Source organism: Pseudomonas sp. A125, from assembly GCF_055409485.1.
Window position 1 is genome coordinate 1 of record NZ_JBUZVP010000043.1, and the last position, 25379, is coordinate 25379.

General features: G+C 49.5%; 30 protein-coding genes and 1 pseudogene. 24 read left to right on the forward strand and 7 right to left on the reverse strand.

Going from position 1 to position 25379, the window contains the following annotated elements:
• Window positions 1-335 precede the first annotated feature (335 nt).
• From ACZRN6_RS33635 to ACZRN6_RS33740, 22 genes are all read left to right on the forward strand, one after another.
• Window positions 336-794, forward strand: coding sequence for a hypothetical protein (locus ACZRN6_RS33635; protein WP_463890181.1), 459 nt, complete (start codon window positions 336-338; stop codon window positions 792-794).
• Window positions 795-838: 44 nt separating this feature from the next.
• On the forward strand, window positions 839-1117 hold the full coding sequence (locus ACZRN6_RS33640; protein WP_463890183.1) for a helix-turn-helix transcriptional regulator: 279 nt from the start codon (window positions 839-841) through the stop codon (window positions 1115-1117).
• 115 nt (window positions 1118-1232) lie between these two features.
• Window positions 1233-1436: a hypothetical protein gene (locus tag ACZRN6_RS33645; RefSeq protein WP_064455138.1), complete on the forward strand. Its 204-nt coding sequence runs from the start codon at window positions 1233-1235 to the stop codon at window positions 1434-1436.
• Between the two features lie 36 nt (window positions 1437-1472).
• Window positions 1473-2093: a lytic transglycosylase domain-containing protein gene (locus ACZRN6_RS33650; protein WP_463890185.1), complete on the forward strand. Its 621-nt coding sequence runs from the start codon at window positions 1473-1475 to the stop codon at window positions 2091-2093.
• Window positions 2093-2365: a TrbC/VirB2 family protein gene (locus ACZRN6_RS33655; protein ID WP_463890187.1), complete on the forward strand. Its 273-nt coding sequence runs from the start codon at window positions 2093-2095 to the stop codon at window positions 2363-2365. The genes ACZRN6_RS33650 and ACZRN6_RS33655 overlap by 1 nt, the downstream gene beginning before the upstream one ends.
• Window positions 2366-2383: 18 nt before the next feature.
• Window positions 2384-5134, forward strand: a complete 2751-nt coding sequence (locus ACZRN6_RS33660; RefSeq protein ID WP_464009791.1) for a VirB4 family type IV secretion/conjugal transfer ATPase — start codon at window positions 2384-2386, stop codon at window positions 5132-5134.
• Window positions 5135-5143: 9 nt separating this feature from the next.
• Window positions 5144-5848: a type IV secretion system protein gene (locus ACZRN6_RS33665; protein ID WP_463890191.1), complete on the forward strand. Its 705-nt coding sequence runs from the start codon at window positions 5144-5146 to the stop codon at window positions 5846-5848.
• 12 nt (window positions 5849-5860) lie between these two features.
• Window positions 5861-6124 carry an EexN family lipoprotein gene (locus ACZRN6_RS33670; protein WP_463890193.1) on the forward strand — a complete coding sequence of 88 codons (264 nt, stop codon included), beginning with the start codon at window positions 5861-5863 and terminating at the stop codon, window positions 6122-6124.
• Window positions 6125-6171: 47 nt separating this feature from the next.
• The gene (locus tag ACZRN6_RS33675) at window positions 6172-7239 is read left to right on the forward strand and encodes a TrbL/VirB6 family protein (RefSeq protein WP_463890195.1); all 1068 of its coding nucleotides are present in this window, start codon (window positions 6172-6174) and stop codon (window positions 7237-7239) included.
• Window positions 7240-7356: 117 nt separating this feature from the next.
• Window positions 7357-8043, forward strand: coding sequence for a VirB8 family type IV secretion system protein (locus ACZRN6_RS33680; protein WP_464009792.1), 687 nt, complete (start codon window positions 7357-7359; stop codon window positions 8041-8043).
• Entirely contained in the window at window positions 8040-8966 is a 927-nt protein-coding gene (locus ACZRN6_RS33685; RefSeq protein ID WP_463890199.1) for a TrbG/VirB9 family P-type conjugative transfer protein, read from the forward strand. The genes ACZRN6_RS33680 and ACZRN6_RS33685 overlap by 4 nt, the downstream gene beginning before the upstream one ends.
• Window positions 8947-10086, forward strand: coding sequence for a VirB10/TraB/TrbI family type IV secretion system protein (gene virB10 / locus ACZRN6_RS33690; protein ID WP_464009793.1), 1140 nt, complete (start codon window positions 8947-8949; stop codon window positions 10084-10086). The genes ACZRN6_RS33685 and virB10 overlap by 20 nt, the downstream gene beginning before the upstream one ends.
• Complete coding sequence (locus ACZRN6_RS33695) at window positions 10083-10592, forward strand: thermonuclease family protein (protein WP_464009794.1); 510 nt, start codon at window positions 10083-10085, stop codon at window positions 10590-10592. Before virB10 ends, ACZRN6_RS33695 begins: the two co-directional genes overlap by 4 nt.
• A complete protein-coding gene (gene virB11, locus ACZRN6_RS33700; protein WP_464009795.1) occupies window positions 10589-11638 on the forward strand; it encodes a P-type DNA transfer ATPase VirB11 in 1050 nt (349 codons plus the stop codon). The genes ACZRN6_RS33695 and virB11 overlap by 4 nt, the downstream gene beginning before the upstream one ends.
• 94 nt (window positions 11639-11732) lie before the next feature.
• Window positions 11733-11972 (forward strand): hypothetical protein, encoded by a 240-nt coding sequence (locus ACZRN6_RS33705; protein ID WP_464009796.1) that lies wholly within the window; start codon window positions 11733-11735, stop codon window positions 11970-11972.
• 9 nt (window positions 11973-11981) lie between these two features.
• On the forward strand, window positions 11982-13808 hold the full coding sequence (locus ACZRN6_RS33710; RefSeq protein WP_464009797.1) for a type IV secretory system conjugative DNA transfer family protein: 1827 nt from the start codon (window positions 11982-11984) through the stop codon (window positions 13806-13808).
• Between the two features lie 10 nt (window positions 13809-13818).
• The gene (locus ACZRN6_RS33715; protein ID WP_464009798.1) at window positions 13819-14325 is read left to right on the forward strand and encodes a hypothetical protein; all 507 of its coding nucleotides are present in this window, start codon (window positions 13819-13821) and stop codon (window positions 14323-14325) included.
• Window positions 14326-14339: 14 nt separating this feature from the next.
• On the forward strand, window positions 14340-14645 hold the full coding sequence (locus ACZRN6_RS33720; protein ID WP_464009799.1) for a TrbM/KikA/MpfK family conjugal transfer protein: 306 nt from the start codon (window positions 14340-14342) through the stop codon (window positions 14643-14645).
• The gene (locus ACZRN6_RS33725) at window positions 14581-14853 is read left to right on the forward strand and encodes an Hha/YmoA family nucleoid-associated regulatory protein (protein WP_464009800.1); all 273 of its coding nucleotides are present in this window, start codon (window positions 14581-14583) and stop codon (window positions 14851-14853) included. The genes ACZRN6_RS33720 and ACZRN6_RS33725 overlap by 65 nt, the downstream gene beginning before the upstream one ends.
• Window positions 14854-14863: 10 nt before the next feature.
• Window positions 14864-17032: a type IA DNA topoisomerase gene (locus tag ACZRN6_RS33730; RefSeq protein WP_464009801.1), complete on the forward strand. Its 2169-nt coding sequence runs from the start codon at window positions 14864-14866 to the stop codon at window positions 17030-17032.
• Between the two features lie 30 nt (window positions 17033-17062).
• A complete protein-coding gene (locus ACZRN6_RS33735; RefSeq protein ID WP_464009802.1) occupies window positions 17063-17512 on the forward strand; it encodes an H-NS family histone-like protein in 450 nt (149 codons plus the stop codon).
• 24 nt (window positions 17513-17536) lie between these two features.
• Window positions 17537-17959: a DUF6166 domain-containing protein gene (locus ACZRN6_RS33740; RefSeq protein ID WP_463890221.1), complete on the forward strand. Its 423-nt coding sequence runs from the start codon at window positions 17537-17539 to the stop codon at window positions 17957-17959.
• A 344-nt stretch (window positions 17960-18303) separates the two neighbouring features.
• Here ACZRN6_RS33740 and ACZRN6_RS33745 read toward each other — a convergent pair whose 3' ends face one another.
• The 6 genes and pseudogenes from ACZRN6_RS33745 to ACZRN6_RS33770 all read right to left on the reverse strand — a co-directional run.
• Complete coding sequence (locus tag ACZRN6_RS33745) at window positions 18304-18915, reverse strand: hypothetical protein (RefSeq protein WP_463890223.1); 612 nt, start codon at window positions 18913-18915, stop codon at window positions 18304-18306.
• The gene (locus tag ACZRN6_RS33750; RefSeq protein WP_464009803.1) at window positions 18912-19172 is read right to left on the reverse strand and encodes a hypothetical protein; all 261 of its coding nucleotides are present in this window, start codon (window positions 19170-19172) and stop codon (window positions 18912-18914) included. The genes ACZRN6_RS33745 and ACZRN6_RS33750 overlap by 4 nt, the downstream gene beginning before the upstream one ends.
• A 201-nt stretch (window positions 19173-19373) precedes the next feature.
• Complete coding sequence (locus ACZRN6_RS33755; RefSeq protein ID WP_464009804.1) at window positions 19374-20783, reverse strand: DUF3560 domain-containing protein; 1410 nt, start codon at window positions 20781-20783, stop codon at window positions 19374-19376.
• A gap of 268 nt (window positions 20784-21051) precedes the next feature.
• Window positions 21052-21315, reverse strand: a complete 264-nt coding sequence (locus ACZRN6_RS33760) for a hypothetical protein (protein WP_464009805.1) — start codon at window positions 21313-21315, stop codon at window positions 21052-21054.
• 172 nt (window positions 21316-21487) lie between these two features.
• On the reverse strand, window positions 21488-21721 hold the full coding sequence (locus ACZRN6_RS33765; RefSeq protein WP_464009806.1) for a hypothetical protein: 234 nt from the start codon (window positions 21719-21721) through the stop codon (window positions 21488-21490).
• 47 nt (window positions 21722-21768) lie between these two features.
• Window positions 21769-21966: pseudogene (locus ACZRN6_RS33770) on the reverse strand (hypothetical protein); the annotation flags it as partial.
• Between the two features lie 238 nt (window positions 21967-22204).
• On the opposite strand from ACZRN6_RS33770, the gene ACZRN6_RS33775 reads away from it, so the two are divergent.
• Complete coding sequence (locus ACZRN6_RS33775) at window positions 22205-22465, forward strand: helix-turn-helix domain-containing protein (RefSeq protein ID WP_153436275.1); 261 nt, start codon at window positions 22205-22207, stop codon at window positions 22463-22465.
• Complete coding sequence (locus ACZRN6_RS33780; RefSeq protein WP_228386088.1) at window positions 22437-23483, forward strand: restriction endonuclease; 1047 nt, start codon at window positions 22437-22439, stop codon at window positions 23481-23483. Before ACZRN6_RS33775 ends, ACZRN6_RS33780 begins: the two co-directional genes overlap by 29 nt.
• Here the strand turns inward: ACZRN6_RS33780 and ACZRN6_RS33785 are convergent.
• Entirely contained in the window at window positions 23457-25229 is a 1773-nt protein-coding gene (locus ACZRN6_RS33785) for an Eco57I restriction-modification methylase domain-containing protein (RefSeq protein WP_153436271.1), read from the reverse strand. The two genes, ACZRN6_RS33780 and ACZRN6_RS33785, sit on opposite strands and share 27 nt — an antisense overlap.
• Window positions 25230-25379 lie beyond the last annotated feature (150 nt).

Below are 25379 nucleotides of genomic sequence, written 5' to 3' on the forward strand. Positions count from 1 at the left end.
TGGCCGAGCTCGATTCTCCAGAAGGTAGCTGGTGACACGAGTGTTGAGCCCACCCAACTAGGGTGACGGAAATTTCTGGGGTTCCGGCTTACATCCCCAGCCTGGACGACCATTGCGGGCCTACGTTGGTTTTCGGTTCCATTGCTCCCCGAACCCCAACAACAAACGCGCCAAGGCCCAGCGGCGTAACGTACGATTTTTTCCGAATTCTGTTCCTATGTCAGCTTCGCCTTACCGCGTATCAGCCCGACCAGAAATATTGTGTTAATCCAATATTTTTTTCTTTGAAAAAATTGCATACTCCCCATAGCCATTCTTGAACTGTGGGAGGCGGTATGACGAACGTAGTGAAATTTCCAGGGCGAGAAGACGCCCCAAAAAACAATGTGGTTTTGTTTCCTGCCTCCAAAAAACAAGGCTCGATGAGTAGCCCGTCTACAGAAAGGAAACACACTCAAAAACCTACCTCGGCTAAGGCGAGCTGCAAACTCGTGGCGAAGACAATCTTCAATGTCATGCGTCTTACCCTTGCAGTGGTGCTACAAGTGCTGATGGTGGGAGTTCTAAACATCCTTTACGGTTTCAGAAAACTCATCACGTTCGTAGCTGTATTGGGGATGGCCGTTACCTACTACCCCCAAGGCATCACATATGTGGCAGATGCCAAAGGAAATCCGGCAACGATTTACACCTTGCTGTCGTGTGTCGCGGTGATTGTCCTGGTGCAATCAGCGCGTACGCTAGCAAATCTAATTATCCTCAGAAAAATCGCTTTTTTGTTGGTAGGCCGCTGACATAGGCGATAGCACAAGTAAAATCGAAATCAGAGGCTCAAGGAATGGCTATATACGACGAGAATTTCACCCCCGCGCTGCTGAGTGTCTTTCCAGAGCTAACAAAGCCGGAGGTTCGCGTGCTCTACCTCTACGCAACCGCATACGACATGCGGACGATTGCGCAGGAGCTTGGGATTTCTATCAATACGATCAGCATTCACCTGACACACGTAAAAGAAAAGTACGGATTAGAAAAAAATATTGAGTTACGGAACGTTTACGCGGCCAGGACTAACTCGCTGTATTTAATGACATTATTTAAACTGGTCGGGAATAAATAACGAAAAAATGGCGCTTTTTTTTAATTGGATAGCGGAATTCCGCTATTTCTTCACATTACTTTCTATGTGCTACTAATACGAGAAACACGAACACACGTCGAATTGAGGAAATATCATGATCTGCAATTTCAAGGCACCAGACGGCGAAGATTGGCGAGCAATTCGACTGGATATGCTGCTCGACGCAGAGCTGAATTACCGAATCTCAACAGAAGCAGGGGAACGAAAAATCTCGAAACGAAAAGTAATAGAAGAAATTCTATTCAAGAACTTTGACATTGAGTTCGCCCCGTCTGATGACGGGTCAGCTCAACACTGACTAATCAGAAATAACAGCTATTCAAAGGCATTCAGGATGATTGAGCTAATTCCACTGCTGCTTTCGTGCGCCGCTACGGTCCACCCGGATACGATCCGCGACGTTGCCTGGGTTGAAAGCCGGATGAACCCCTACGCCATTGGTGTGGTTGATGGCAATGGGATAATGCCTAAAACGAAGGTAGAGGCACTCGCCAGGGTCAAGGAGCTAGAAGCGGCGAATAAGGATTACTCAGTCGGGCTGATGCAGATCTACAAAGGTAACTTTGAAAAGTACGGCGTAACAGCTGAAAAATTATTTGATCCATGTGCCAATTTGGCTGTATTTGAAAAAGTAATCACTGATTGTTACCTCAGAGGAAAAACCCTACCTCGCGCTTTAAGTTGTTATTACTCGGGAAACTTCGAAACAGGTAAAAAAAAGGAGTTGGCATTTTCTGACACAAGTTATGTGCAAAGAATTGGATACGCTGACGAACCAAAATATCTAATACCGAGCACAAAAGCGGATCAGAAAAAACTATCAACAGATATAGAAATCATAGGGAGTAAGTCGAAAGACAAAGGAGAAATTAGAACCATCTACCCAAATAGCGTAATCAAAAACACCACGATATTTTCCCAAGATAGACCCACAAAGATACTGAGAGGCAACTAATGAAACGTCATATTAAAAATCTGACTACCGCTGGAGTGATCGCTGCACCCGTAACCGCCATGGCGGATGGCTTCACAAAGGCCGGTACATTGCTCGACAAGGTTTCAACTGGTCTCCTGGCTCTGTCGATTGTAACCGTCACCATTGCAGTGCTGTGGGTGGGCTACAAGGTGCTGTTTGCTGGCAACACCTTGCGCGAGTGTGCGCCCATCATCATGGGAGCAATTTTGATTGCTTCGGCTTCGGAAATTGCCCGGCTTTTGGTCGGTTAAAAAGGGCAGGGTGACGGAATGAGCAAGTTCTACAAAGCACTTAGGCGACCTGCGCTGTATTTTGGCGTTCCGGTCACCCTGTTTTTTGTTGTCGTGGCTTTCTTGTTTTTGATGGGCTTATACACAACCAAGTTTTTCTGGTTGTTAGTCCCTATTGCTGTTTACGCAATGGGAATACCCACAAAAAAAGACGAATACCACTATAACCTGTTGTATCTGAAACTGCGGGCGCGACTTGACAAGGTGGCCGAACGATTTTTCAAGACACCTTCTATTCTTGCGAATCAATATGATGCGGTTGACGTAAAGGAATTTAATAATCAAATGAAACTTAACAACAGAACACCGTTTGAGAAAATCATTCCTTACTCATCGCATGTGACTGAACATATTGTCAAAGCAAAAGACGGCGACCTAATAGCCACCTGGCAGCTATTGGGAGACACCTTTGAGTTTGATTCGGCGGAAATGCTGATTATAAGTTCCGATGTCATCAACACGCTGATTAAGTCATTTGCAGGCTACCCAGTGACGTTTTATGTCCACAACGCCCGTGAAAGCTTCTATGACAGCTTTAGCAGCGATTCCGGCAATGACTTCGCTGATACGGTCAGCCGTTTGTACTATGAAGGCATTGAAAATGATACGTTCAAGGCAAACTCGCTATATTTCTCTGTGGCTTACAAGCCTTACGACAAGCTGGAAAGGTCCGATAACAAACGGTTGAGCCTGGAACAGAAAAAACAGGTTTTAAACGCCGCCATTGCTGAAATGGAGGATATTAGAGGACGGCTTAATTCTTCCCTAAATCGTTACTCATCGCACCCGCTGGGCTGCTTCGAAGAAGGCAAAGTGGTTTACTCAAATTTAATGTCATTCTACAACTTCCTCATCAGCGGTGTGCGACAGAAAATCAGAATCTCAAAGACACCATTGTACGAAGTCATTGGCGGCGGTGATGTATTCTTTGGACCTGATACCGGACAGATTTCAATTCGCGGTAAAGACAGATTTTTTAAATCTATCGAGATTAAAGATTTCTCCAGCAAGGAAGTTACTACAGGCATTTTAGACGTGTTGTTATACGCTGACGTTGAGTATGTAATGACGCAGTCATTTACCTCAATGTCCAGGGCAGAGGCGTTAGAACATATCAAGTCCATGGAGAAGAAACTTAAAAGTGTCGATGATGACGCCGTATCACAACGCGAAGACTTGAAAACAGCCAAAGACGAATTAACGTCAGGTGACATTTCGTTTGGCAAATACCATTTCACACTGTTTGTGTACGCGGACACAGTCGCCAAGTTAGTCAATGACACTAACGCGCTGTCCTCGGGCTTTACTGATATTGGCTTGATCGCGACTATCTCAACCCTTTCTTTGGCCCCTGCGTTCTGTGCACAGCTTCCAGGCGTGTATCACTTGCGCCCACGTCTTGCACCTATCAGCAGTGCAAATTTTTCTGAATTAGCATCGTTTCATAACTTCTACACGGGCAAGCGCAAAAAGACGCCCTGGGGCGAAGCTATCGCGATTTTAAAAACTCCCAGTAAACAGGCGTATTACGTCAATCTGCACAACGTCGATTTTCACAAGGATGATTTTGACGAAAAAACACTCGCTAATACAGCGGTGTACGGTACGGCAGGTGTCGGTAAAACCATGACACTGAACTTCTTGCTGAACATGATGCAAAAATACGGAAAATCTGAAAGTTTTTCGCCAAGCGCTAAAACCAAAAAACTGACGACCGTATATTTCGATAAGGACCGTGGTGCAGAAATTAATATTCGGGCGCTGGGTGGCGAATATTATGCCGTTAAAAGTGGCGAGCCGACAGGATGGAATCCATTCTACCTGCCCAAGAACAAGCGCAATCTGGCGATGGTCAAATCGCTGATTAAGCTGTTGGTGACGCGTAATAATGAAACCATCACCAGCCGTGATGAAACGGTTATCAGCGAAAGCGTGAACGCGGTGTTTGATATGGAGCCTATCGAAAACCGCCAGTACGGTATTACTCGAATGCTGGAGCATATGAGCGAGGCCGCGACGGAACAGGGCAGGAACAATGGGCTAGTGGTGCGCCTGAGCCATTGGGCACAAGGTGGGCAGTTTGGCTGGGTGTTTGATAACGCCGTGGACACCTTCAACCCGGACACCAGCTCGACGTTCGGTATTGATGGCACTGAGTTTCTGGACGACAAGGACACCTGCACGCCGATTTCTTTCTATCTGTTGTATCGGGTGACGCAGTTGCTCGATGGTCGCCGGATGGTGATCTTCCTCGACGAGTTCTGGAAGTGGTTGGGAGACCCAGCGTTTAAGGATTTTGTGTACAACAAGCTCAAGACCATTCGCAAGCTCAACGGTCTTGTGGTCCCGGCCACACAATCGCCGGATGAGGTGATTAAAAACGAGATTGCGCGAGCAGTGATCGAGGTGAGCAGTACCGTGTTCTACCTGGCTAACCCCAATGCGATTTATTCAGATTATGTTGATGGGCTGGGGGTGACGCCGGAGGCTTACTGGATCATCAAAAAGCTCGATCCAACCTCGCGTCAGATGGTGGTGAGGAAAAGCAGCCTGAAAAAAGGCGACAGCAAAGACTTTTACGCGCTGGTGACGTTAGACCTGTCGGGCCTTGGTGTTCACACCAAAGTGTTGAGTTCTAGCGCGCCGAACCTAGAAATATTCGACAGCCTCTTTAAAGACGGTATGAAGCCTGATGATTGGCTTAATGCTTACCTTGAACTTGCTATTTGAGTGACTTATATGAAAACAATTCTGATGATGTTCGCAATACTCTTCACGGGTTCTGCCTTTGCCGTAGTAGGCATCCCCGTAGCCGACAACCCAGCAGCGGCTGTGCGGATGGTGGAATGGGCACAGTTGTTGAAACAGTGGGGCGAGACTGTAAAGCAGTACAAAAGCGAACTAACCGCTTACAAGGATCAATTGGCGACTGCGACAGGCGTTCGTGAGATTGGCGAGTTTCTGGATGAAGCAAAGAAAATAAAGAACGAAGCCGTTTCCGTTGTGAGCGACGTAAAGGACGCGAAGGATGCTTTAACGTCAATCGGTGGATTAGCTCAGGGAGAATATGCTGCGCTTGCGAACAAATACGGCTTAATGGACTCCTGCAAGGGTCTAAGCCTGCAAATGTTGGACTCCTGCCAAGGATCGATTACCAGCAAGTTGAACTTGATTGAGCGTGCAGAGAGTGTCAGTGACTCATTTTCAAGAAAGCTAACGTCTATACAGAAGCTTGCCGACAGGGCGCAGAACTCTAAGGACTCGAAAGAGTCGCAGGACCTGGCCAACGCCGTGAACCTGAAAGCTGTTGAAATGAGCGCACTTCAATTGCAGTGGAGTATGGCGACAGAGCAGGCCAAGGCTGCTAATGTTGTGTGGGAAGAAAAAAGAAAGGCTGCGTTTGAGAAAGAACAATTAAGCGCGCCAGTTCCTACATTTAACTAAAAGGGATCGATAATGAAAAAGGTTATGGCAGTTTTTGGTTTGGTTGGGTTTGCGCTCGTATCCGGGTGTTCCGAAGAAGTTAAAACTCCTGAGTGGTACGTTGACCATCCTAAAGAATTGGCACCGATTTATAAGGAATGCAAAGCTTCGGGAAATGACACACCGAACTGTCGAAACGCTATCGCTGCACAATTCCAGATTCAGCAGAAAAATGCGCGAGTCCCTACATTCGATTTCAACTTGCAAGATGAAATGAAAAAAGACTCAGCAAAATAATGGCTGCTAGTCAGTAGAAAAATAAACTGTATATGCACGAGGTTTTTATGGCTGGCGACGGGTTGTTTGTTAAGTTCAACAACGAAATTATGACGGCGCTTAAGTCTGTAGGTGAGGCGTCATCAAATATATACGTGCAAGCCGTCGCCGTTCTTATTTCTGGTGCGGTAACGTTGTACATCTTATGGATGGGCTACCAGACGCTTGCGGGTAAAATTCAGACCCCCATGCAGGACGTGCTGTGGAACTTAGCGAAAATGGGAATAATTTTAGCATTTATCGACAATACAGGAGGCTACCTTACAGCCACGCTGGATGCTGCGCAGGGACTTAAAGATGGGTTGTCGGGCAACCAAGTTGGAGGGGTGTGGGCGACTCTCGATTCTCTTTGGTTGCAAACTCAAACGTTAGCAGAAACGATTTTAAGTAAGGACAGCTCTACCTACGTCAAAGCCAGCGGTGGGTTAGGTGCTTTGATGGTATGGATCGGCTCACTGATATTAATGACCATTGCAGGTCTGACTTTTTTCGCGGCAGACGTGACGATGATCCTTTTAGGATTGACCGCGCCATTGTTTATCTTTTGTCTTATGTTCGGTTTTCTTAGAACAATGTTCAACAACTGGTTGCAACTTATATTCAGTAGCATTTTAACGGTTATGTTCGCGTCCCTAGTGATAAAAATTGGCATGACTTTCATGAAACTTATTCTCACACAAGTAACAGCGCAAGCCGTTGAATCTAATTTACTGACAATGGGCGCTATGGCATTGGTGGCCGGGGTGTTAACGGGTGGGATGGTGTTGTTGGCCGTTAAATTCGCTACGCAAATTGCCGGTGTTGGTATGGAAGGCGCGGTGCAAGGTATGGCTGTTATGGGTTTGGGTGCCGCGACTTGGGGTGCGTCCAAGGCAGCAGGCGCGGCGCTCTCACAAGGAAAAGAAATTGGAAAGGGTCTAGGGAAAGGTATTTCTTCTGGCGGCGAGGCAAAAACGAGTTCTGCCGCTGAGTGGGCAGGAAAACAGGCGGGGAGGACTTTAAGCCCGGCGTATAGGGCGGGGATGGCAAGGTCAAAACAAGCCGTTGAAAATATGAAAGCGAGGTTTCAAAAGTGAAAACACTATTAACGACTATTTTTTTAACACTCCTGGTCGGCTGCGTACAAAAGCAACAGCTCCCCGCTGACGTGACTGGCGACCTTGTGCCCATCAACAAAACTGAGGTAATCGATTATGAGCGCTAAACAGGAGGTCTTTGACTCCGCAAAATCCTTTGAGACTCAGTTATCACTCAAAAACGAGCAATCTAAAAGGACAGCCTGGCAGGCCGTTGGCGTAATGGTAGTCATTACTGCTTTAAGCCTGGGCGCGCTGTATATTTCGTTGCTGCTGAATAAAACTGTCGTGGTGCCAGTGGTGATTGATAAATCAACCGGGCGTTCTGAGACGTACAACAGTGTTGTGGTTGACAACATTAGCCAGCAGACCGCACAAGACAAATACTTTGCTTCGCTCTACGTCACCTTGCGCGAGCGCTACAATTACTATTCGTCGCAAACTGATTATGACGTTGTGCCGCTGTACAGTTCCGAAGCGGTAACGGCTGAGTACCTTGATTTATTTGCCGGTCCCAAAGCTCCAGATAAGGTTTATCAGGATGCAGCTAACGTTGTGACTATCGACATTATTTCTAATCCTGTGGTCGAGGGAAATTTCCCGGATAAAGTCGCTACGATTCGTTTTGCAAAACACATCAAAAATCTGCGAAGCGGACAAATCAAGACGGAATATCACGTTGCGCGTGTGACGTTTCGCATGGTCCCACCTAAAGTCATGACAGAAGAAGTCAGAACCACAAACCCACTGGGTTTCACAGTGGTTGAGTATTTGGTTGAAAAGGAAATGAGAGGTGGGCAATGAAAAAGGTCATTCTTTATTGTTTGCTAGGTTGGACCAGCTTTAGCAACGCCGCATCCATACCCAGTGCAAGCCCTTACGATTATCGTATGCAGAGCGTCGATTACAATCCCGCGAATATTACAGTGGTGCATGCGCGCCTAGGTTTCCTGACAACCGTTATTTTCAGTTCAGACGAAGTTATCGTCGGCAAGCCGATGACGGGATTTGAAGATGGTTGGGATGTTAAATGGGATGCTAATAAGCTTTCAATCAGCCCACGGCCCGCAGTCCAAAAACAAGAAATCATCAACGAGAGCGGCGAAAAGGAGACCGTTCAAAAGTTGTTCGAACCCATCGCATCTGAGTGGCGTACAAACCTGTTTGTCTCAACGAACAAAAAAAACTACAGCCTTGAACTGGTTTTGCTAGATGCCAGTAGTAAGCGTGAACCGTCGCTTGTGGTTAATTATGCGTATCCCGACGATAAGCGTGTTAAGGCCAGCCAAGAAGAACTGGCACGGTCAAAAGCTTTGCAGGCTGAGCAAGAAAAAAAGGTTATCGCGCAAACGCTTGAGAATGGACAGGCCCCACGTAATTGGGACTATTACATGCGGCCCGGAAAGGCCAGCGAAACCATTACGCCAGATTTTGCCTACGATGATGGGGTGATGACGTATATCGGTTTCTCGCCGTACAAAACTTTTCCAGGCGTGACCAAATACGTCAATGGAAAAGAACAGGTTGTACGGTTTTCCGTGCAGCAAAAAGGCAATTACAAAATCCTGGTCGTTCACAGCCTGGATAAGAACTTGATATTGCGACATGGCGATCAAGTCATAGGGGTTGTTAACCAGTCGTTTGGAAAGGTTGTTACCCCTTACAAAAACACAAGCTCCACGCAGGTTGAGCGGGTCGAGGTGAAAAATGACAAACCAAATTACTGATGGCAATGAGGTGGAACAACCCTCCAGCGTTGTCCAGGGCTCACCGGAACCAGAAATCAATAAGCATGATCACAAAAGACGGTCGCCGTTGATTTATAAAATCCTCGGCGCGTTAGTGGTGCTAGTGGTTTTGGGGTATGTGGGAATTAAGCTGTACGGGATGTACCAAGACGTGGCCGGTGACGATACCCCCGTCAGCAAAGCACCTGAAAGCGGTGTGACTTCCTCAAAGCGTCGTGTAGACCTGGGCCAGAACACTCAGTTTTTTGAGAAAGAGTCTGTAGCGCCTGCTACTGGCGACACCGGCAATGTTGCTTCGGACAGCTCGCCAAAGCCGCTTGTGGCAGAACTGGGGTTCAAAAAATATCTCTCTATTCCCGTGCAAGATGGCAACGGCTCTACAAGCGCGTCTACGGGCAGCCAATCAAGCGGCGCATCAGAGCCGGGAAGCGAAGCCGTTAGCCCCAACAGTGGCGCTCAAGCAGGCACAGGGGCTAATGCCGTGACAGGCATGAAGGTCGAATCTATTGCCATGGACCCTAACCTCTACATCGAGGAGAACACCTATATCCCCTGCACGCTACAAACTCGGTTTGTCTCTGACGTGGCAGGGCGGATTTCTTGCACTATTTCCGAGGACGTTTACAGCGCAAACAGCCACGTTAAGTTGATCGAGAAGGGCACAAAGGCCTTTGGTGTGTACCGCACCGGCACCCTCAAGCAAGGACAGGGGCGCATGTTTGTGGTCTGGACCCAGTTGCGTACACGCGACTTTAAAAAAATCACACTGGTTGATACTCAAGTTGTCGGGCAACTGGGTGAGTCCGGCATTGATGGCTGGGTGGATGAGCATTTTTGGGACCGCTTCAAAGGCGCCTTGTTGCTTAGTACGGTTCAGGACGTAGCTACAGCGTTCGCGAAACGATCAGGGAATCAAAGCCAGGACTCCGATTACACGCAAAACACCCGTGAAGGCATGGCCCAAATGTCTAATACCGCTCTGGAAAACTCAATCAACATTCCACCGACCATGTACAAAAATCAGGGCGACATTATTGGAATTCTGGTAGGTGAAGATATTGACTTTTCTGGTGTATATGCAGTGAGGCTAAAAAAATGAAAAGTCTAGTAACCATCAGTCGGCGGGCCAAAATTTTAGTTCTTCCGTGTTTAGCCTGTGTGTTTAGCGTTACGGCGAATTCCAGTGATTTTACCGGTGAAGTCGTGCGCATTATCGACGGTGACACTGTGGTGCTGCTGAGCGCTGACAAAAAACAAGCACGCGTACGTTTGGCAGAAATTGACGCGCCGGAGAAAGCACAGGCGTTCGGAGAAAAATCACGTCAAGCCCTAGCAGCAATGGCTTACCGGCAACAGGTAAAAGTGATCGACATAGGCCAAGACCGTTATGGAAGAACCATTGGTGTGTTGTTGCTGGGCGAAAAAAATTTAAACGCTTCAATGGTTGAACAAGGCATGGCGTGGGTTTATCGCCAATACAGCACGAATGCAAACCTGCTTTCTCTGGAAAATGAAGCACGCACGGAACGCATTGGGCTTTGGTTAGATACAAACCCTATCCCGCCTTGGCAGTTTCGTAAAAATAAAAAGGAGTTGAGCCAATGAATATGCCTATAGCTGTTAATAACGCTAGCGTGGTGACTAACCGCTCTCTGGATTTTTACAAAACAGGCATGTTTGGTACTTATCTAGGAATAAATGGTCTAACCGAAATGGGTGTTAACCGCCCTGGTGGTGTGTGGCTAAAGATTGATGGAATTTGGAGTTTTGAGGAAAACTCAAAAATCACCTTGGCTGCCTGCGAACGGTTTTGCAAAACCCTGGCTAACTACAACGACGATCATATCAGCGAAACAAAACCGTTGCTGTCGGCCACGCTTGAATCCGGTGAGCGCGTCCAGGCAGTACGGTATCCAGCCTGCGAGCGGGGTACGTACTCGATCACGATCCGCGTTCCAACGGACAAGCAGATACCACACTCAAAATACATTGAGGGCGGCTTTTATAGCAAAGTTGCGCTTGAGAAAAAACAAAGCTCAGATGAACAACGATTGCTTGATCTGTACAAAGAAAAGCATATCGCAGAGTTCATGGAACTGGCGGTGCAGATGGGTAAAACCATCGTTTTTGCCGGGGCCACGGGTTCCGGTAAAACAACGTACATGAAAACGCTATTGGCGTTTGTTCCCCTCAATATCCGTATTGTAACTATCGAAGACACGCCGGAAATCAAATTTTACGAACATAAAAACTATGTTCATCTGTTTTATCCCTCGGAAGCCAGCAATACCCCTGGGGCTATTGTAACCTCGGCAGGCTTGTTGAAGTCGTGCTTTCGAATGAATCCAGATCGTATTTTTCTGGCCGAGGTGCGTGGCGGTGAAACGTGGGACTTTTATAAAGTCGTCGGTTCCGGTCATGGGGGCAGTATGACTTCGCTTCATTCGGGGTCTGTCGAAGAAGCCATCGACGGACTGATTGAGCGCTGTTACCAAAACGCTGAATGCCAGATGCTGCCCTATGCAGTGCTTAGACGAAAAATTCTGAACAGCACCGACATTATTTGTCATGTGGACGTATCGGGGGATGTGCGTCGTATGGGTGAGATTTATTTCAAACCGGTCGATCAAGAACGCTACCTGAACCTATAACAGCGACTACCGCGCCGCTAGCGGCTTGGTGGCTACTGTCAGCCAGCGCGACAAGTCACCCTGACTAACAGCAGCTCTATGGAAGGAACAAGTCATGAGCAATAAAGAATGCAATTGCTATCACGACAGTGAAGAATTCAAGGCTTATCAGGACATAGAAAACCTGATAGGACAAAGCACAGCCGACCAAGCCTGGGCGTTGTATTTTGTTTCCACAGGCATTGTGCGAGAAAATATTGCTACAGCGGTGATGACCCATATCGCCAATGGAAACAAAGCGCTTAAAGCTGCATTCCCTGAATTTGCTCATGCTGATCCTGAAAGTAACGAATAGGTTGCCGACATGAAATTATTCAATAAAACACAAACCATTTTCTTGTTGTTGGTCTGCCTTGGCCTTAGCACCTTGATAGCCAGCGTTTTGGTCTATTGGCTCAATGGTGTGGCCCCCCTGAAAATCGTTTCGCTATGGCGTTATAGCAAGTTGTGGGAGGCTATATTTTCAAGCACGTCTAACACCGAAATAATGGTCAGCGCTTTTGCAGCGCTGGGCATGGGGTTTATAGCCTCATTGGCCCTACCTCTGCTTGCCCTGGTGAAGCTCAATAGCACGCCTAAACAATCGCTGCATGGTGACGCCCGTTTTGCGACAGAGCGCGATATCAGAAAATCAAAGTCCGTGACCTGGGGCGACGATGGGGGCAAAGGGATTGTTATCGGCAAATACAAAGGAAAGTTACTGCGCTACGTGCAGCCTGACTTTGTTTCGCTAGGCGCTGGTAGTCGGTCAGGTAAGGGTGCAGCGGTGGTTATTGCTAACCTGATGTTGTGGTTAGGTTCTGCAATTATCTTGGATTTAAAACAAGAGTGCTACAACATCACCAGCCGGTATCGGCAAAAGGTGCTAGGCAACACAATCTATCTATTCAACCCTTTTGACGAAAAGTCGCACGGTATGAATCCACTTGTGTACGTGGACCTGAGCCACAGCAAGGGATTGTCTGATTTACTCGGCATAGCAGAAATCTTCTACAACACCGACAGCACTACAGGGGCTGAGAAACATTTCAACAACGCTGCACAAAGTCTATTTGTGGCTTACATTTCGGCGCTTTGGTATTTTTTAACTTATCAGCCTGGTCAATTGCGGACCTTCAATATCAAACCCCTGTTCTCGATAGGGACCGCACTAGATTTTTATTATCAAGTCACCGTTGATGAAATTATTGAGGCCCTGGCTGAAGCTCTAGCCGATGCCCCCTCCCCCACGTTCTGCCCTGAATCCATTATGCATGTCGTCCAGGGCGCTCACGACAAGCTAAAAAGCTTTTCCCTGCTGGGCGATGATGTGAAAGGCAGTGTGACAGGTACGTTTGAGAAAGAGTTGCGCCTTTTCACACTGCCCAACGTCAGAAAAGCAACAGACAAAAACGACTTTGACTTTAGACAGTTGCGCCGTGAAAAGATGACTGTGTATTTAGGCGTACTACCGGAGGACGTCAAAATTGCGCCAGTTATTCTCAACTTGTTCTTCAACTGCGCACTAAAAGTTAACTTGAGCGAAAACCCTGACTTTGATCCATCACTCAAATTGAACGCTTTGTTTCTAATGGACGAATTCCCATCCATTGGCCGAATCAGCTACGTTAAGGACGCAGCGGGTTACATCGCAGGCTACAAGCTTCAACTGCTAACCATCTTTCAAGACTTGTCACAACTCAACGACATTTATGGTCTGAACGGTACGAAAACACTCATTGCCAACCACTCTTGCAAAATCAATTTTTCTTTGAGCGAGCAAGAACACGCAGAAAAAATATCTAACGAGCTTGGATTTACATCACCTAAGTGGAAATCCACCAGCAAAACCATAGGTGGAAAAACACAGCGTGGTGAGTCAGAAAAAGACGAAAAGCGACCACTTATGTTAGCGCAGGAGCTTAAGTTACTGCCTGTGGACGATGAAGTTATTCTACTCAAAGGTGAACATCCGATTTACTGCAAAAAAGCTTATTACTTCAATGATGATTTTTTCATGGATAAGCTGATTGCACTTTCCCCGACCCTGCAAGGGGTTAAAGCGAAATTAGGTCAAGGCGAATTCCCCACAAAGGATGACTTGGCATTGACCCTATCCCGTGGCGAGTTAGAAGCGCACGTCACTTTTTAAAGATCAACTGGTGAATAAAATGAAAAATATAGTGTTTTGTTTTACAACCGTCGCCGTTGTGGCGTTGTCGGGCTGTTCTTCACCCCCTCAACCCGCCGCCGTGGATTTTGACCAAAAGCCCCACGTGGTTAACACCAGCCTCCCCCGCTTGGCGGTGACTAATGAAGTAATCAAGTCTGCACAGGCTAACGGTCCCTGGAGTTTGACGTTAGCTGACTTCCAGGGCGATCAGCGCTCATACGACACGGCGTTCTATTACGCACTGGCCCACGCGGACTTGATCGAGCTGGATACCCACACCCTGGCGGATGCTGCACGCACCCAGCAATGGCTGCTACAGCACGGCGCTACAGCACCGATTAGGACCAACCAGAAGGCAAAGCCGGTGCAGCCTGTCAGTAGAACGTGGAAGCACGAAACCACCAGCTCCAGCCTCACGTACCGGGCAACAACGCTCTGTGTTGACTGTGAAAACGTCTCTATCACGCTTCATAAATACGCCGAGGTGCAGAAATGAAAAGAGTGAACAGCTTGAAAAAGACCCTGGCTGCGTGCGCCATGGCGCTCTGTGCAGGGCTAACAGCCAACGCACAGGCCGGTGATACGGACGCTTGCACTGTCACGCTGTGCATGTTCGGTAAGTTGACCGGCAATAGCGGTGGTTCTGAGTGCAAGTCAGCCGAGAAGAAGTTTTTCAGCATCGAGGTCAAGAAGCGCGGCAAGTTCAAACCGGGACCTACTTTTGACGCTCGCAAGGAGTTTTTAGGGGGTTGTGAAGGCTCCGACCCGGCCTACTCTGATAAGATCATGGACAAATTCGGTAAGGTCCGGGGCTAGTCCATTGAACAAACAAGCGTACTTGTTGAAGTTTCGACGCTGCAATAAGCAAGAAACATTAAGCTTTATGGTTGAGCGCCTGCTTGAAACAGTAAGCGCTGAAGAGGCTGTATACGTTCAAGCCGCTGCCGACCATCGTAAAGTCGAAATATCAACAGGTCGCTCGTTCGATAAAATCCCGCCCTATTTGTGGCGACGAATCGAATAAAGGTTAAATCATGAAACTGTATATCGCTGAAAAACCCGCTGTCGCCCTGGACATTGCCAACGCTCTGACAGATGGAAAGCATACAAAAAAGAACGGCTACTTTGAGTGCGGTGAAGACAAAGTAACGTGGTGCATTGGTCACTTGCTAAAATCTGTCGAGCCGGAGACTTACAACCCGAGCTATAAACAATGGAAACAACAAGATTTGCCGTTGAATTTGTTTCCATTGCAGTATGAAGTCATACCCAATAAAGCAGACCACACTCAAATCGTGCTTAATCTGATTAAGGAAGCGGACGAAATTGTACATGGCGGCGACCCTGATGATGAAGGGCAACTGCTGGTCGATGAGTTGATCTTGTTTGCGGGTTATACAAAATCCGTGAAGCGAGTGTTTATCAGCGATAACACTCCGAACGCTGTCAAAAAATCCTTAGCCAACCTTAAAAACAACCAAGACTTTTTTGGCGTCTACGAAAAGACCTACGCCCGCACTGCCGGGGATCTGCTGTATGGGTTGAGCATGTCCCGTGCGTACACCATCGCAGCTCAAGCCAAAGGCTATCAGGGCGTATTGAGCGTTGGCCGCGTGCAAACGCCTATCCTTGGCTTGATCGTCCGACGCTGGCTGGCTAATCAAGCGCACACGTCCTCATTTTTCTACACCCTGGACGGCACGTTTACGCTGGGTGGCAACACCTTTACGGCTCGCCTCAAGCCCTCAGAAGACCTATCGAGGGATGACAAGGGCCGAGTAATTGATAAGGTCGCTATTGGTCTTGTCGGTGATCGCTGCAAGGGCCAGGCGGCAACGGTGCGCGATTGCAGCGTCAAAGAGAAAGAAACCACGCCTCCCCTGCCGTTTAACTTGATTAAGCTGCAACAGCACATGAACAAGCGGTTTGGCCTGACCGCCGCGCAAACGCTTGAGATAACGCAAGCGCTGCGCGAGAAGTACAAGGCCATCACCTACAACCGCTCGGACTGCAATTATTTGTCTGACGAACAGTTTGCCGATGCCCCTAACATCCTGGCCGCACTGAAAGAAAAGCCTGAGTTCATGCACGTGGCCACCGAGCCGGGTATCAAAAGCAAAGCATTCGATGACAGTAAAATTTCAGCGCACACGGCCATCATTCCGACGATCAACGTGCCTGATATTTCCGCTTTGTCTGACCTTGAGGCGAAGGTCTATCAGGCCATTGCGCGTCAGTACCTGGTGCAGTTCATGCGCAACAAAAAGTACCTTGAGGCCACCGGCGCCGTTGACGTGGCAGGCGAGGTATTTACCTACAAAGCCAAGACAACGGTTGATCCAGGCTTTGAGACATTGCTCAAGGGATCGAGCAGTGAGGAAAGCGACGAATCCGCGGATGACGATGAGGTGGCCACCGCCTTTGAATCGGTCAGTGAGTTGAAAACCGGCGATTCCGGTTCGTGCCGAGAAACCAGCGTCAGCGAGAAAAAGACAACCCCGCCTGCTTTGTTCACAGAAGCAACGTTGCTCGCTGCCCTGGTGCGTATTGCTGATTTTGTCAGCGACCCTGTGATTAAGAAGCTGCTCAAAGACAAGGATCGCGACAACGAGGCTGAACACGGCGGGATAGGTACGTCAGCGACACGATCAGCCATTATTGAAACGCTCAAGACACGTAATTTCATAACACTGGATAAAGCCAAAATAATCCCCACAGAAACGGGGATTGCCTTCTTCAATGCCCTTCCTGAAATTGCCACTCAGCCCGATATGACGGCGCTCTGGTCTGAACAGCAAACGTTGATAGAGCAGGGTTCATTAAGTGTTGGTGATTTCATTTCAAAACTGATGGCCTTTTTGACCGAACAGGTTAGCCAGGTCGATGTCGGAGAGATTAAAGGCGAACACAAGCCCCGTGAAGGTGGTTTGCCCCGTCTTGAGTCGCCCTGCCCCAACTGTGGCAAGGAAATCGTTATCAGCGCGAAGACGTACGCCTGTACTGGTTGCACCTTTAAAGTATGGGCTACCATTGCCGATAAGAAGATCACGGCCAGCCAGGTCGAAACGCTGATAAAGAAGGGCAAGACGGCTGAAATCAAAGGGTTCGTCAGTAAAAAGTCAGGAAAGACCTTTGCCGCCATGCTTGTTTTGCAGGATAAGACCACCGGGAATGTCAGCTTTGAATTCTCGCCAAAAAAATAGTATTTCAACCATTAGAGTCTGAGGTTATTTATGGCTAGTAACACCTACGACGAAGTTATGCGCGTTCTGTCTAACGTGCGTAGCATCCGTGCGTTTGTCCGCGAAAATGATTATGAGTTGCTGCTGGAAGCGCACGAAAAATTAGGTGTAGCGCTTGAGGAACGTAAAGAAGAATACGCCGCTGAAAAGGTTGAGCGCGAAGCACGCGAGGTTAAGCGCCAGGAGTTGCTGGCTCTGATTGAAAGCGAAGGGTTCGACATTGGCCAATTGCTTGGGAATGAATCTCCCACCGGCAAAAGAAAATCCGCTAACCGGCCTCAAAGTAAGCGGGCACCTAAATATAAATTTACCGAAAATGGCGAAACTAAGTATTGGTCCGGTGTCGGCAGAAAGCCAAAGCCTATCGCGCAGGCCATTGAGAATGGCGGCTCCCTGGCGGATTTTTTGATTGCTGACGATCAGCAACGGCTCGACGTTTAAGCCATCTTTCATGAGGACTTCATCATGAACGAAGAAAAACGCATGACCCTGGATGACTTCGACTTTAGCAAGGTGAAAATCAATCCACCCAAACCAACGCAAGATCAGGCACACGTTTTGTTGCGCACCGTCGAAGGCGCTGGTGTTGCACTGTGGCGTGAGTCACCCACTGGGCAAGCTGAACTACTGCCTACCCGGCGCGACCTGTTTAAGTACGAAGGGGGCTATAGCTGGGGCTACAGAGGTGAGGGCTGCAAGAATCTGGCGTTTGCCATTGTTGGTCGTGCTTATGAGTTTGACGATCTGTCGCCAGATGATCTGTATGAGAAAGCAATCAAACTGGTGGAAACACTGATTCCAACGCTTGAACAACACGTCGACCACGATGTGACAGTCAACGCTATCCGAACAGCGCTAGGCGATGGACAGCGCCCGATCTTTGACTGATCGAGCTACCTTTAAGCCCCGTTGATTCGGGGTTTTTTGGGGAGTGATATCACCTGGCAGGATCTGCAGGGCTGGCCAGGTCGAAAACTGATATCAAAATCCCGCCCGGGCCTGGTGCGCCGGCGACGATTCTGATATCTGTAAGGATCAAGACCCAGCCCGGACTAGGTTTGCCATGCCCCTGCTATGACAGGGGCATTTTTTTGGCTGGGCGCTGTATTTGCCAAAAATCGACCGTCCACAATCGCGCAGGAGGCGTTTTCTACGCTCGTGAATGGCTTGGGGTGGCTGTTAGGCCAGCGATACCCCAAGGCGCCCGCAGGCGCGCCCGTGACCGGCCAGCCTTATTTGTTCGAAACCTTCCCAAGTGTGTCAGAGAGAATAGAAAAGGCACGTCGAGCGGCGTTCCGTACCGGCGTCGAGGGACTGTCTAAGCGTTGCGCCAATAGCTCCAGGGCCGAGTTCACGAAATAGATGGGGGTTGTAATGACGCGCCCTGGATAGACCTGTTCCAGGGCGTCTATAAACCTTTGCGCGGCTTCCTGGGCGTGCTTGTTGGTAGGCCACGCAGACGGTAGCGCTACAGCATTGGGCATTGCGGCCAGGTCGCGGGAAATGGTTTCTAAATCTTCCTCCGACCCCCTAAAGGGCAAAATGGTTAAATCGGCTTGTTCAGCAATGGCCTTGTCTAGCTCAGGTCGGTTTCCCCCGCCGTCAACAATCAGCCAGCCGTTTTTGGTGTTGCTGCTTGCAGTAATGATTTTCGCCAAATCGGCGCCGTCCCGACCGTCCATGACGCCATAAGGACGCCCCTCGGGCTTGAGAACTCGATGCGGGTCTGTCAGCACATACGCCGCAGGCTGCCCCCTCAGAATCGCGCCTAGGCTCATCAAATGCGCGGTCGTTGTCTTCGTGGTTCCGCCTTTTTGGCCGCCGATAAAAATCAGATTGCTCATGACTTAACCCCTTTTTCCAGCACCTCTAGCATGATTTCTTGAACCGAAACGCTGCGGCCTTCCTCCTTGCTTCGTTCGGCTGCTTGGCCGACATAGCGGGCATACAAGCTGCGTGACGGCCGCAATGTCATTTGCATGGTTCCGCCCTCCCCCGCTGGCTTTTTCGCCGCTTTTGCGGCCGGAGCTGCCACCAGTGGCGCGCTCGCGGCGGCGCTCAAGGTTGCGGCCAGGTCTGTTACGCCTTTTGCAGCTTTCATTTCACAACCTCATAAAGTTAAGAAGCTATAACGTTGTAGCGTTAAAACACTATAGCTTTATGAAACCACAACCTCAAGAGGTTTTAACCTCATAACTTTACGAAGTTACAACGTTGTGAGGTTGTGAGGTTGTGAGGTTGTGAGGTTGTGAGGTTGTGAGGTTGTGAGGTTAGAGCATCACAACCTCACAACTTTATAAAGTTAAGTCAGCGGTAGGGCGTCCAGCTTCTGCGCCACTCGTTCGGCCCCCCATACAGCGGCGTTGCTTAGCTTGCGCACCCAGGCGGCGCGGGTACTGCTCCACTTAAAGCCGTGGGCTTGCATGACCAAGCTGATGTGTTTCCGTGCGTCCGTGCCAGGCTTGGTGTCAAAAACGAACATCACGCGGTTTTCTTCGGTGTCCTCCCGACAGGTGTAACCGTTGCCTTTGCGTTCAACGGTCGCCCGCTGCTGGTTGGCCGCTAACTGCTTGATCCGTTGTTGGGTGCTGCGAATAACCGCGTTGTTATTGCTCAGGGCGTAGGCCGGAAAGCCCACGCGACCGGCAAAGTCTTTTTCCAGTACCTGGGCGGCGCCTGTCTCAGAAAACCCCAAGGCCACCAACGCCAGAATTTTGCCCTCGGTCGCCTGTTTGCTGCGGATGATTTTGTTAGCGGCTTTCATGCGCTCTTGCGAGCGCTCCAACCCGGCCAGCTTCTCGGTGAGTTTGGTCACGGCGTCCGGGTCGTCGCTCGAAATTCCCCCGGTACCGACCGTTTCAGCTTTCCGGGCGTAATGGTTGGCCTTGTCTTGAAGTGCAAAGGATTTGCCGAACGTGGTGTGAATCCTGTCCCGATAATTGCGGTCGCGGCGCTCGCTGTGATGCCCGACCAAAATAGGCTGGCCGAAGGGGATCACCGAGGCCATATCACGCGCTTTCTGATACGTGGCGTCACTGGCCTGGCTCGCGCTCGCGGCCCGGTCTTCGTAACGCTCACGGCGGGCCTCTAGTTTCAGCTCGTAGGCATTCAAAGGCCGCGCCTCTGCGCTTTCGACGGCAGGGGCAGGGCGGTTTGTGTCCTCGATCACCGGCGCCGCTGGGGTAGGGCGGGTGTCGCTGATTTTGTCGGTGGGTTCATCGTCCGGGGTGTCGTCCAGGGCTTGGGTTTGGCTGATGTGAAACACCGTTGTGGTTTTGATTTTTTTGACCGGTACGGCTTCCCCGGTCGCTGGGTCTTTTTTGGTGCATGGGATCACGGTCACGATTTTGACCCCGTGTTCACCGCGCTTGACCGACCGGCCTAGCGCTTTCCAGGCGTTGAACGTGAACACGTTGACACGCGGTTTAATCGCATCGGCAGGAATCCCCATGGCCTCAAACCCTTCAAAGATCGCTTGAAAGTTCGCCACGCTTTGGCCGGTCACGGCGTTCTCCAGGGCTTGCTGTTGCATCTGGTCTTTGCTGGTGGGCTGTTCGCCGTTAACCCTTGCTTTGCTAGATGCTTGAGCCGGATTTTGATGTGGCTGTGTGGTGTGATTCATGTCGATTTCCGCCTGAGTTGTGAACCTTGCTTCGCTGAGTGCCCTTCGCCGTAGCACGTAGGTTGATTGGCCGGAAAAGGTGCGTTGCAAGGGCGGAAAACGAGGCCGCAGCTAAGGGAGCGCAGCGAGTCTGAACGGGGGAGGGTGGAGGGCGTAGCCGGACCCTTGAAACGTGCCCCGGCTGATCTACCGTCAAGTGCAGGTGAAGGGGACTTAGCGAGGCAAAACCCCAATGGCACCGACGACATGAACACAAGTTCTTGCAGGGCGCAGCGCTGCAAGCGCCGGTGAAACCGGCGTGCTTGGGTAAGCTGTTAAGCGCTGTGCTTTGGGGGCTTTGGCGGTTGGGGTTGAGGTGTTAAACGCGGGTCAGTAGATCGCCCTGGGCGACGTGATCGAGCAAGGCCGACGCGGAAACCCTGGCGCCGTCGATCACCTGGCGCTGTACACGCACGACGGTCTCCAGCTCGGCCACCCGCGCACGTAACCGGGTGATCTGTTCGGCCTGGGCTGCAAAGCCTTTTGCGGCATCGGTCACGGCTTTACTGGCCGCTTTGGTCTGAAAGTGCGTTTTGAGTGCGTCCGCCAGGTCATCGGGGAAGTCACGAATGATCAGGTGCATGGTGAACCTCTACTGATATCAAAAAAGCCGCCAGGTCAGCTGCTCGATCGGCTTTATGATATCAACAAAACCCCTGTTTTGATATCAGAAAAAATCCTGCAAGGCGGCGCCGGCGGAGAGTTTGATATCTTAATAAAACAGGCGTGCCCAATTTTGACGACATGGCCATGTCTCACAGCTCGACGCTAAACGCCGTCAATCCGACCTTATCCGCGAATTTGACCACGGCCTTGAGGCTGGTCCAGATGCGCAACGGCTCCCGGCGACTGCGCACCGGCACCAAGCGCGCCGTAGGTCCACCGAGACGCACCGAGAGCGTCCACATGGCGTTGTCGCCCTTGACCCGGCCCACCACGGCCTCACGGATGGCGTGTTGTTTGCGGCTGTCGGCACCCGGTGATTCCATTGATCCATGGCTGACTGTTGCGCTTGCTCGCGGCTGCGCTCGTTCTGCAACACCTGAGCGTTGCAGCGGTAGTCGCAAAAAATCTTTGCCTGGTAGATGGACAGCGGTTCGCCACCACGCTCGACGTGATTGACCGCTGACACCATCAGCGGATGGCGACCGCAGAACGGGCACGGCAGCAGCACGCCGGTATGGCTCGCAATGCGCAGCTCCAGTGCATCGGGGTCTAATTGCTCTAGGGCCATGGTCGTTCCTGGGGTCGGGTGAGGGGGTCAGACTGCGTAAAACCAGTCATAGGGGGTCTGGTAGTCCAGTCTATAGGGGTGTGGTTGCCGAGGGGGATAAAAAAGGGGACCACACACCCGCTGGGTGTACCCCCCGATTGAACATAAGTGGCGTTATTCGCTTAATAGCTACTCAAAGGCTGTAGCCTCAAAGTCATCATTTGGGAAGTATGGCGGATCATTCAAAATAGCTTCGATGATGCCAAGAATTCCTAGTAAATCCCTCCGTGCCATACTTGCTGAAAATGTGCGTTCGTTTCGAAAACAGCATGGTTATTCGCAGGAAGCATTAGCTGATAGCTGTGAACTTCATCGAACCTATATAGGTTCGATTGAGCGTGGGGAACGAAATGTTTCCTTGAGTACGCTTGAAGTTCTTGCTCGTGTCCTTGGTGTCAGTGTCCCGGAGCTGCTGACCCAAGGAGCAAAGTGTGAGCGAGAAAAACCACCTCGATTATAAGAAAGCTATTGCATCGTCAGGTAAGGACATCTACTTCCCCTTTGAGGTGGGTAATGCGGATTACTGGATACCTACTTTCCAGCTCGAAAAGTTGCTGAATGAGGGCTTGAAAGGCCTTTCTTTAGCTGGGCTTGCGCTTCGTACTCGCTCAAAAGTCGTGAAAGTAGCTGTCTGCGAGGCCCTTGGATATCCAGTTCCAAAGTCTTTTACAAAAACACAACCGCGCTTTTTCGGGCAGCAGCTTGATACATACACGCAGAAGTCATTGAATCTACAGATTTGGAATGAAGAACTGTCGCCTTCTAGGCGTTACGCAATAATTCAAATCACAGACGATGACGTGGTGGGTAAGATCAAGGTGATAAATGGTCAAGAACTGGCCATTCTGGATACGACTGGAACTATTACGAGCAAATACCAGGCAGGTCTCGACGTTGGTTCTGATAATCATGAGTTGGTTTCACGGTTAGACACACTTCCTATGCAGCTACATGTTCAGTCGGCTGGTCGGTTCGACGCAGCGATCAGTCCGATCCAAGAGCCGCAAAGCGGTATGTTGCTGCCAATAGCAGATATTTTTGATCGTCTTTCACCATTGGTAGGCGTTTCGTTCGCTGACCCTGGTCGTGATCAAGAGCGCAATCGTGGTGCCGCTCTTCATCGCCTGGTTTGCGAGCGGTTAGGCTATAGTCGCTATGAGGATAATGGGCAGTTTCCTGATATCCGGCACCAACTGCTGGAGGTGAAGCTTCAAACATCGCGAACCATAGATTTAGGATTAGTGCTTCCCAGTAGTACAGGGCATATGGATATTCAGCAGGTAGGGAATTTCCACCCACGGCATTGTGATACACGATATGCCATGTTCTATGCCATCACAGATGGGAAAGAAGTTACGCTAACCCATCTTTTTGTCACTACTGGTGCTGATTTTTTCAACCGGTTCCGCCGTTTCGAGGGAAAGGTCATTAACGGAAAAATTCAGATACCGTTACCTAGAGATTTCTTCGGTAACTAGCCCAAAAACACGCCAAACGAGCGCATCGAGGTCGGCAATTTTCTGCTCCGATGCGCTTGATGAAAAGGTTGCATGGATTGATTTTGCTAAGGAAATAATTTCCTTAGTCTCTTCACGTGATGGATCAGGTAAGGGGAACTGCTCAACGTATTGAGTAATGAAGCGCCGTCTACCTGCATACAACTTGTTGTTGAAACGATGATCGTAAAATGACTCTATAAACGTCGAGTTAGCTACAGCTAAAGCCAGCCACAACAAATCATTCTCACCTTCATTATCACACTTAAGCCAGTAGCACTCGCCATTGACGATGCCACCATCAACATCCATCCAGAAGGTAGGCTTTTCTGAAATATCAGGGAAAACAATTTTTGGTGATGACCAGGCAGCAGGGTCTTGTGGAACCCACAATTCATACCAGGAACGACCTGCTTTTATTACGTAGGTACGTGCTTCAAGTACATCACGGTGTTTCTCCAGGTAGCTTGCTGATTTTGGATAAAGACTCAAATCAACGGGCCTGCGCCCTCTCGAAGTGGCCTCGTGTGGGTAGAGAATTTCTTTGATGTGTTTTGCTTTTGACGGTATGCAGGCCTTGAACTGTCTAGCATTGTGGCGTGTTATCAGTGGCCGAAGTAATTCAGGGCAGCCATCTGGCAACTCCGCCCAATCATTGCGAATGAAGACCTTATCAGCGGTAGATTTGACTCCCACTCGAATCTTTCCGACTCTTCGAAAAGTCTCCCAGGTATTGGCTTCTACGGTTGCCAGCCATTGATCAGTTGACTTGGTAGAAACACGCCAGACCCCTTCAACGTCTTTACCGTTATCTAGGGATCCGTGACGAACCCTGAAACGGCGACCATCAGGCACTGATACGACCGTATCGTCGTCCTGCTCCAGGGAGGAAAGAACGTCACTGGCTTCGGCTTGGGCCACATCTTGTGTTTCATAGATGGTTGAGAAAGCAATTTCATCAGACTGTTGATGCAGCCGATTATCTGTACCACGGGCGACTAGAACGGATGGCAAGACAGCTGCATCAAAAAGCTTTGTATCACCCAAATCCCAGGCGTGCAGGATGTGAAATCTGGACAGAATCTCTCGGCGTATAGCCTGTCCAGACTTTGTAGTCATGAAGCGGTTCGAGGTGATGATTCCTGCAATACCCTCTTTTTCGAGTACCTGAGAGATACCTAGGAGAAATGGGTAGTACAGGTCAACCCGACCAGTAAGCCCAAAGTTTTTTGCCAATTCTTGGGCCTGCTTTGCACCCATAATTTGGGTGCGTACATACGGTGGATTCGCGATCACTAAATCGAACAGGTCTTGAGCTGTTTTTTCAGAAGAAAAAAGATCTCCGTCATTCTTGAGGCTAAGAACATGATCAAGGAAATCTTTCTGCTCTAGATAGAGCGCTAAGTCAGGGAATTTTTTCTTTAGCCTAGCGGATGCAATAGCTAGAGCGAACTCATCAGTGTCATAGCCGAATACCTCAACTCGTTTGTAAATAGCCTCTGGAAGCTTCTTGAGTAGTGCTTCAAGAAGCGCTCCATCACCTACAGCCGGATCCAACACTCTGACTTTGCCTTGTTTAGGCCAGACCGCTTCCCGGACGATTTTGGTGGCGACAAAATCTGCGAAGTCAGAAGGGGTATAGGTCGCTCCCCCAGATTTTTGTAGCGTTACCTCGCTGTACCTCGGGGGATTGGCTATGTTTTTTACGAGGTTAGCTTCGCTACTCATGGTCATCCGGCACTGAAATTATTAAGGCGCGAAGCATATCCGATTTAGGCATGCAGCGAGGGTCGCGTCTCTCCCCGGTGGAAGCGATCATCAGATGCTTAGTCCTATGCGCATGGAGCCTAGTGTGACTCACATCGTTTTTAATCTATA

What these genes read in the sequence shown, in the direction of transcription:
- ACZRN6_RS33635 (WP_463890181.1), top strand. Translation starts at nt 336, where the DNA reads ATGACGAACGTAGTGAAATTTCCAGGGCGAGAAGACGCCCCAAAAAAC.
- ACZRN6_RS33640 (WP_463890183.1), top strand. Translation starts at nt 839, where the DNA reads ATGGCTATATACGACGAGAATTTCACCCCCGCGCTGCTGAGTGTCTTT.
- ACZRN6_RS33645 (WP_064455138.1), top strand. Translation starts at nt 1,233, where the DNA reads ATGATCTGCAATTTCAAGGCACCAGACGGCGAAGATTGGCGAGCAATT.
- ACZRN6_RS33650 (WP_463890185.1), top strand. Translation starts at nt 1,473, where the DNA reads ATGATTGAGCTAATTCCACTGCTGCTTTCGTGCGCCGCTACGGTCCAC.
- ACZRN6_RS33655 (WP_463890187.1), top strand. Translation starts at nt 2,093, where the DNA reads ATGAAACGTCATATTAAAAATCTGACTACCGCTGGAGTGATCGCTGCA.
- ACZRN6_RS33660 (WP_464009791.1), top strand. Translation starts at nt 2,384, where the DNA reads ATGAGCAAGTTCTACAAAGCACTTAGGCGACCTGCGCTGTATTTTGGC.
- ACZRN6_RS33665 (WP_463890191.1), top strand. Translation starts at nt 5,144, where the DNA reads ATGAAAACAATTCTGATGATGTTCGCAATACTCTTCACGGGTTCTGCC.
- ACZRN6_RS33670 (WP_463890193.1), top strand. Translation starts at nt 5,861, where the DNA reads ATGAAAAAGGTTATGGCAGTTTTTGGTTTGGTTGGGTTTGCGCTCGTA.
- ACZRN6_RS33675 (WP_463890195.1), top strand. Translation starts at nt 6,172, where the DNA reads ATGGCTGGCGACGGGTTGTTTGTTAAGTTCAACAACGAAATTATGACG.
- ACZRN6_RS33680 (WP_464009792.1), top strand. Translation starts at nt 7,357, where the DNA reads ATGAGCGCTAAACAGGAGGTCTTTGACTCCGCAAAATCCTTTGAGACT.
- ACZRN6_RS33685 (WP_463890199.1), top strand. Translation starts at nt 8,040, where the DNA reads ATGAAAAAGGTCATTCTTTATTGTTTGCTAGGTTGGACCAGCTTTAGC.
- virB10 (WP_464009793.1), top strand. Translation starts at nt 8,947, where the DNA reads ATGACAAACCAAATTACTGATGGCAATGAGGTGGAACAACCCTCCAGC.
- ACZRN6_RS33695 (WP_464009794.1), top strand. Translation starts at nt 10,083, where the DNA reads ATGAAAAGTCTAGTAACCATCAGTCGGCGGGCCAAAATTTTAGTTCTT.
- virB11 (WP_464009795.1), top strand. Translation starts at nt 10,589, where the DNA reads ATGAATATGCCTATAGCTGTTAATAACGCTAGCGTGGTGACTAACCGC.
- ACZRN6_RS33705 (WP_464009796.1), top strand. Translation starts at nt 11,733, where the DNA reads ATGAGCAATAAAGAATGCAATTGCTATCACGACAGTGAAGAATTCAAG.
- ACZRN6_RS33710 (WP_464009797.1), top strand. Translation starts at nt 11,982, where the DNA reads ATGAAATTATTCAATAAAACACAAACCATTTTCTTGTTGTTGGTCTGC.
- ACZRN6_RS33730 (WP_464009801.1), top strand. Translation starts at nt 14,864, where the DNA reads ATGAAACTGTATATCGCTGAAAAACCCGCTGTCGCCCTGGACATTGCC.
- ACZRN6_RS33735 (WP_464009802.1), top strand. Translation starts at nt 17,063, where the DNA reads ATGGCTAGTAACACCTACGACGAAGTTATGCGCGTTCTGTCTAACGTG.
- ACZRN6_RS33740 (WP_463890221.1), top strand. Translation starts at nt 17,537, where the DNA reads ATGAACGAAGAAAAACGCATGACCCTGGATGACTTCGACTTTAGCAAG.
- ACZRN6_RS33745 (WP_463890223.1), bottom strand. Translation starts at nt 18,915, where the DNA reads ATGAGCAATCTGATTTTTATCGGCGGCCAAAAAGGCGGAACCACGAAG.
- ACZRN6_RS33750 (WP_464009803.1), bottom strand. Translation starts at nt 19,172, where the DNA reads ATGAAAGCTGCAAAAGGCGTAACAGACCTGGCCGCAACCTTGAGCGCC.
- ACZRN6_RS33760 (WP_464009805.1), bottom strand. Translation starts at nt 21,315, where the DNA reads ATGCACCTGATCATTCGTGACTTCCCCGATGACCTGGCGGACGCACTC.
- ACZRN6_RS33765 (WP_464009806.1), bottom strand. Translation starts at nt 21,721, where the DNA reads ATGGAATCACCGGGTGCCGACAGCCGCAAACAACACGCCATCCGTGAG.
- ACZRN6_RS33775 (WP_153436275.1), top strand. Translation starts at nt 22,205, where the DNA reads ATGCCAAGAATTCCTAGTAAATCCCTCCGTGCCATACTTGCTGAAAAT.
- ACZRN6_RS33785 (WP_153436271.1), bottom strand. Translation starts at nt 25,229, where the DNA reads ATGAGTAGCGAAGCTAACCTCGTAAAAAACATAGCCAATCCCCCGAGG.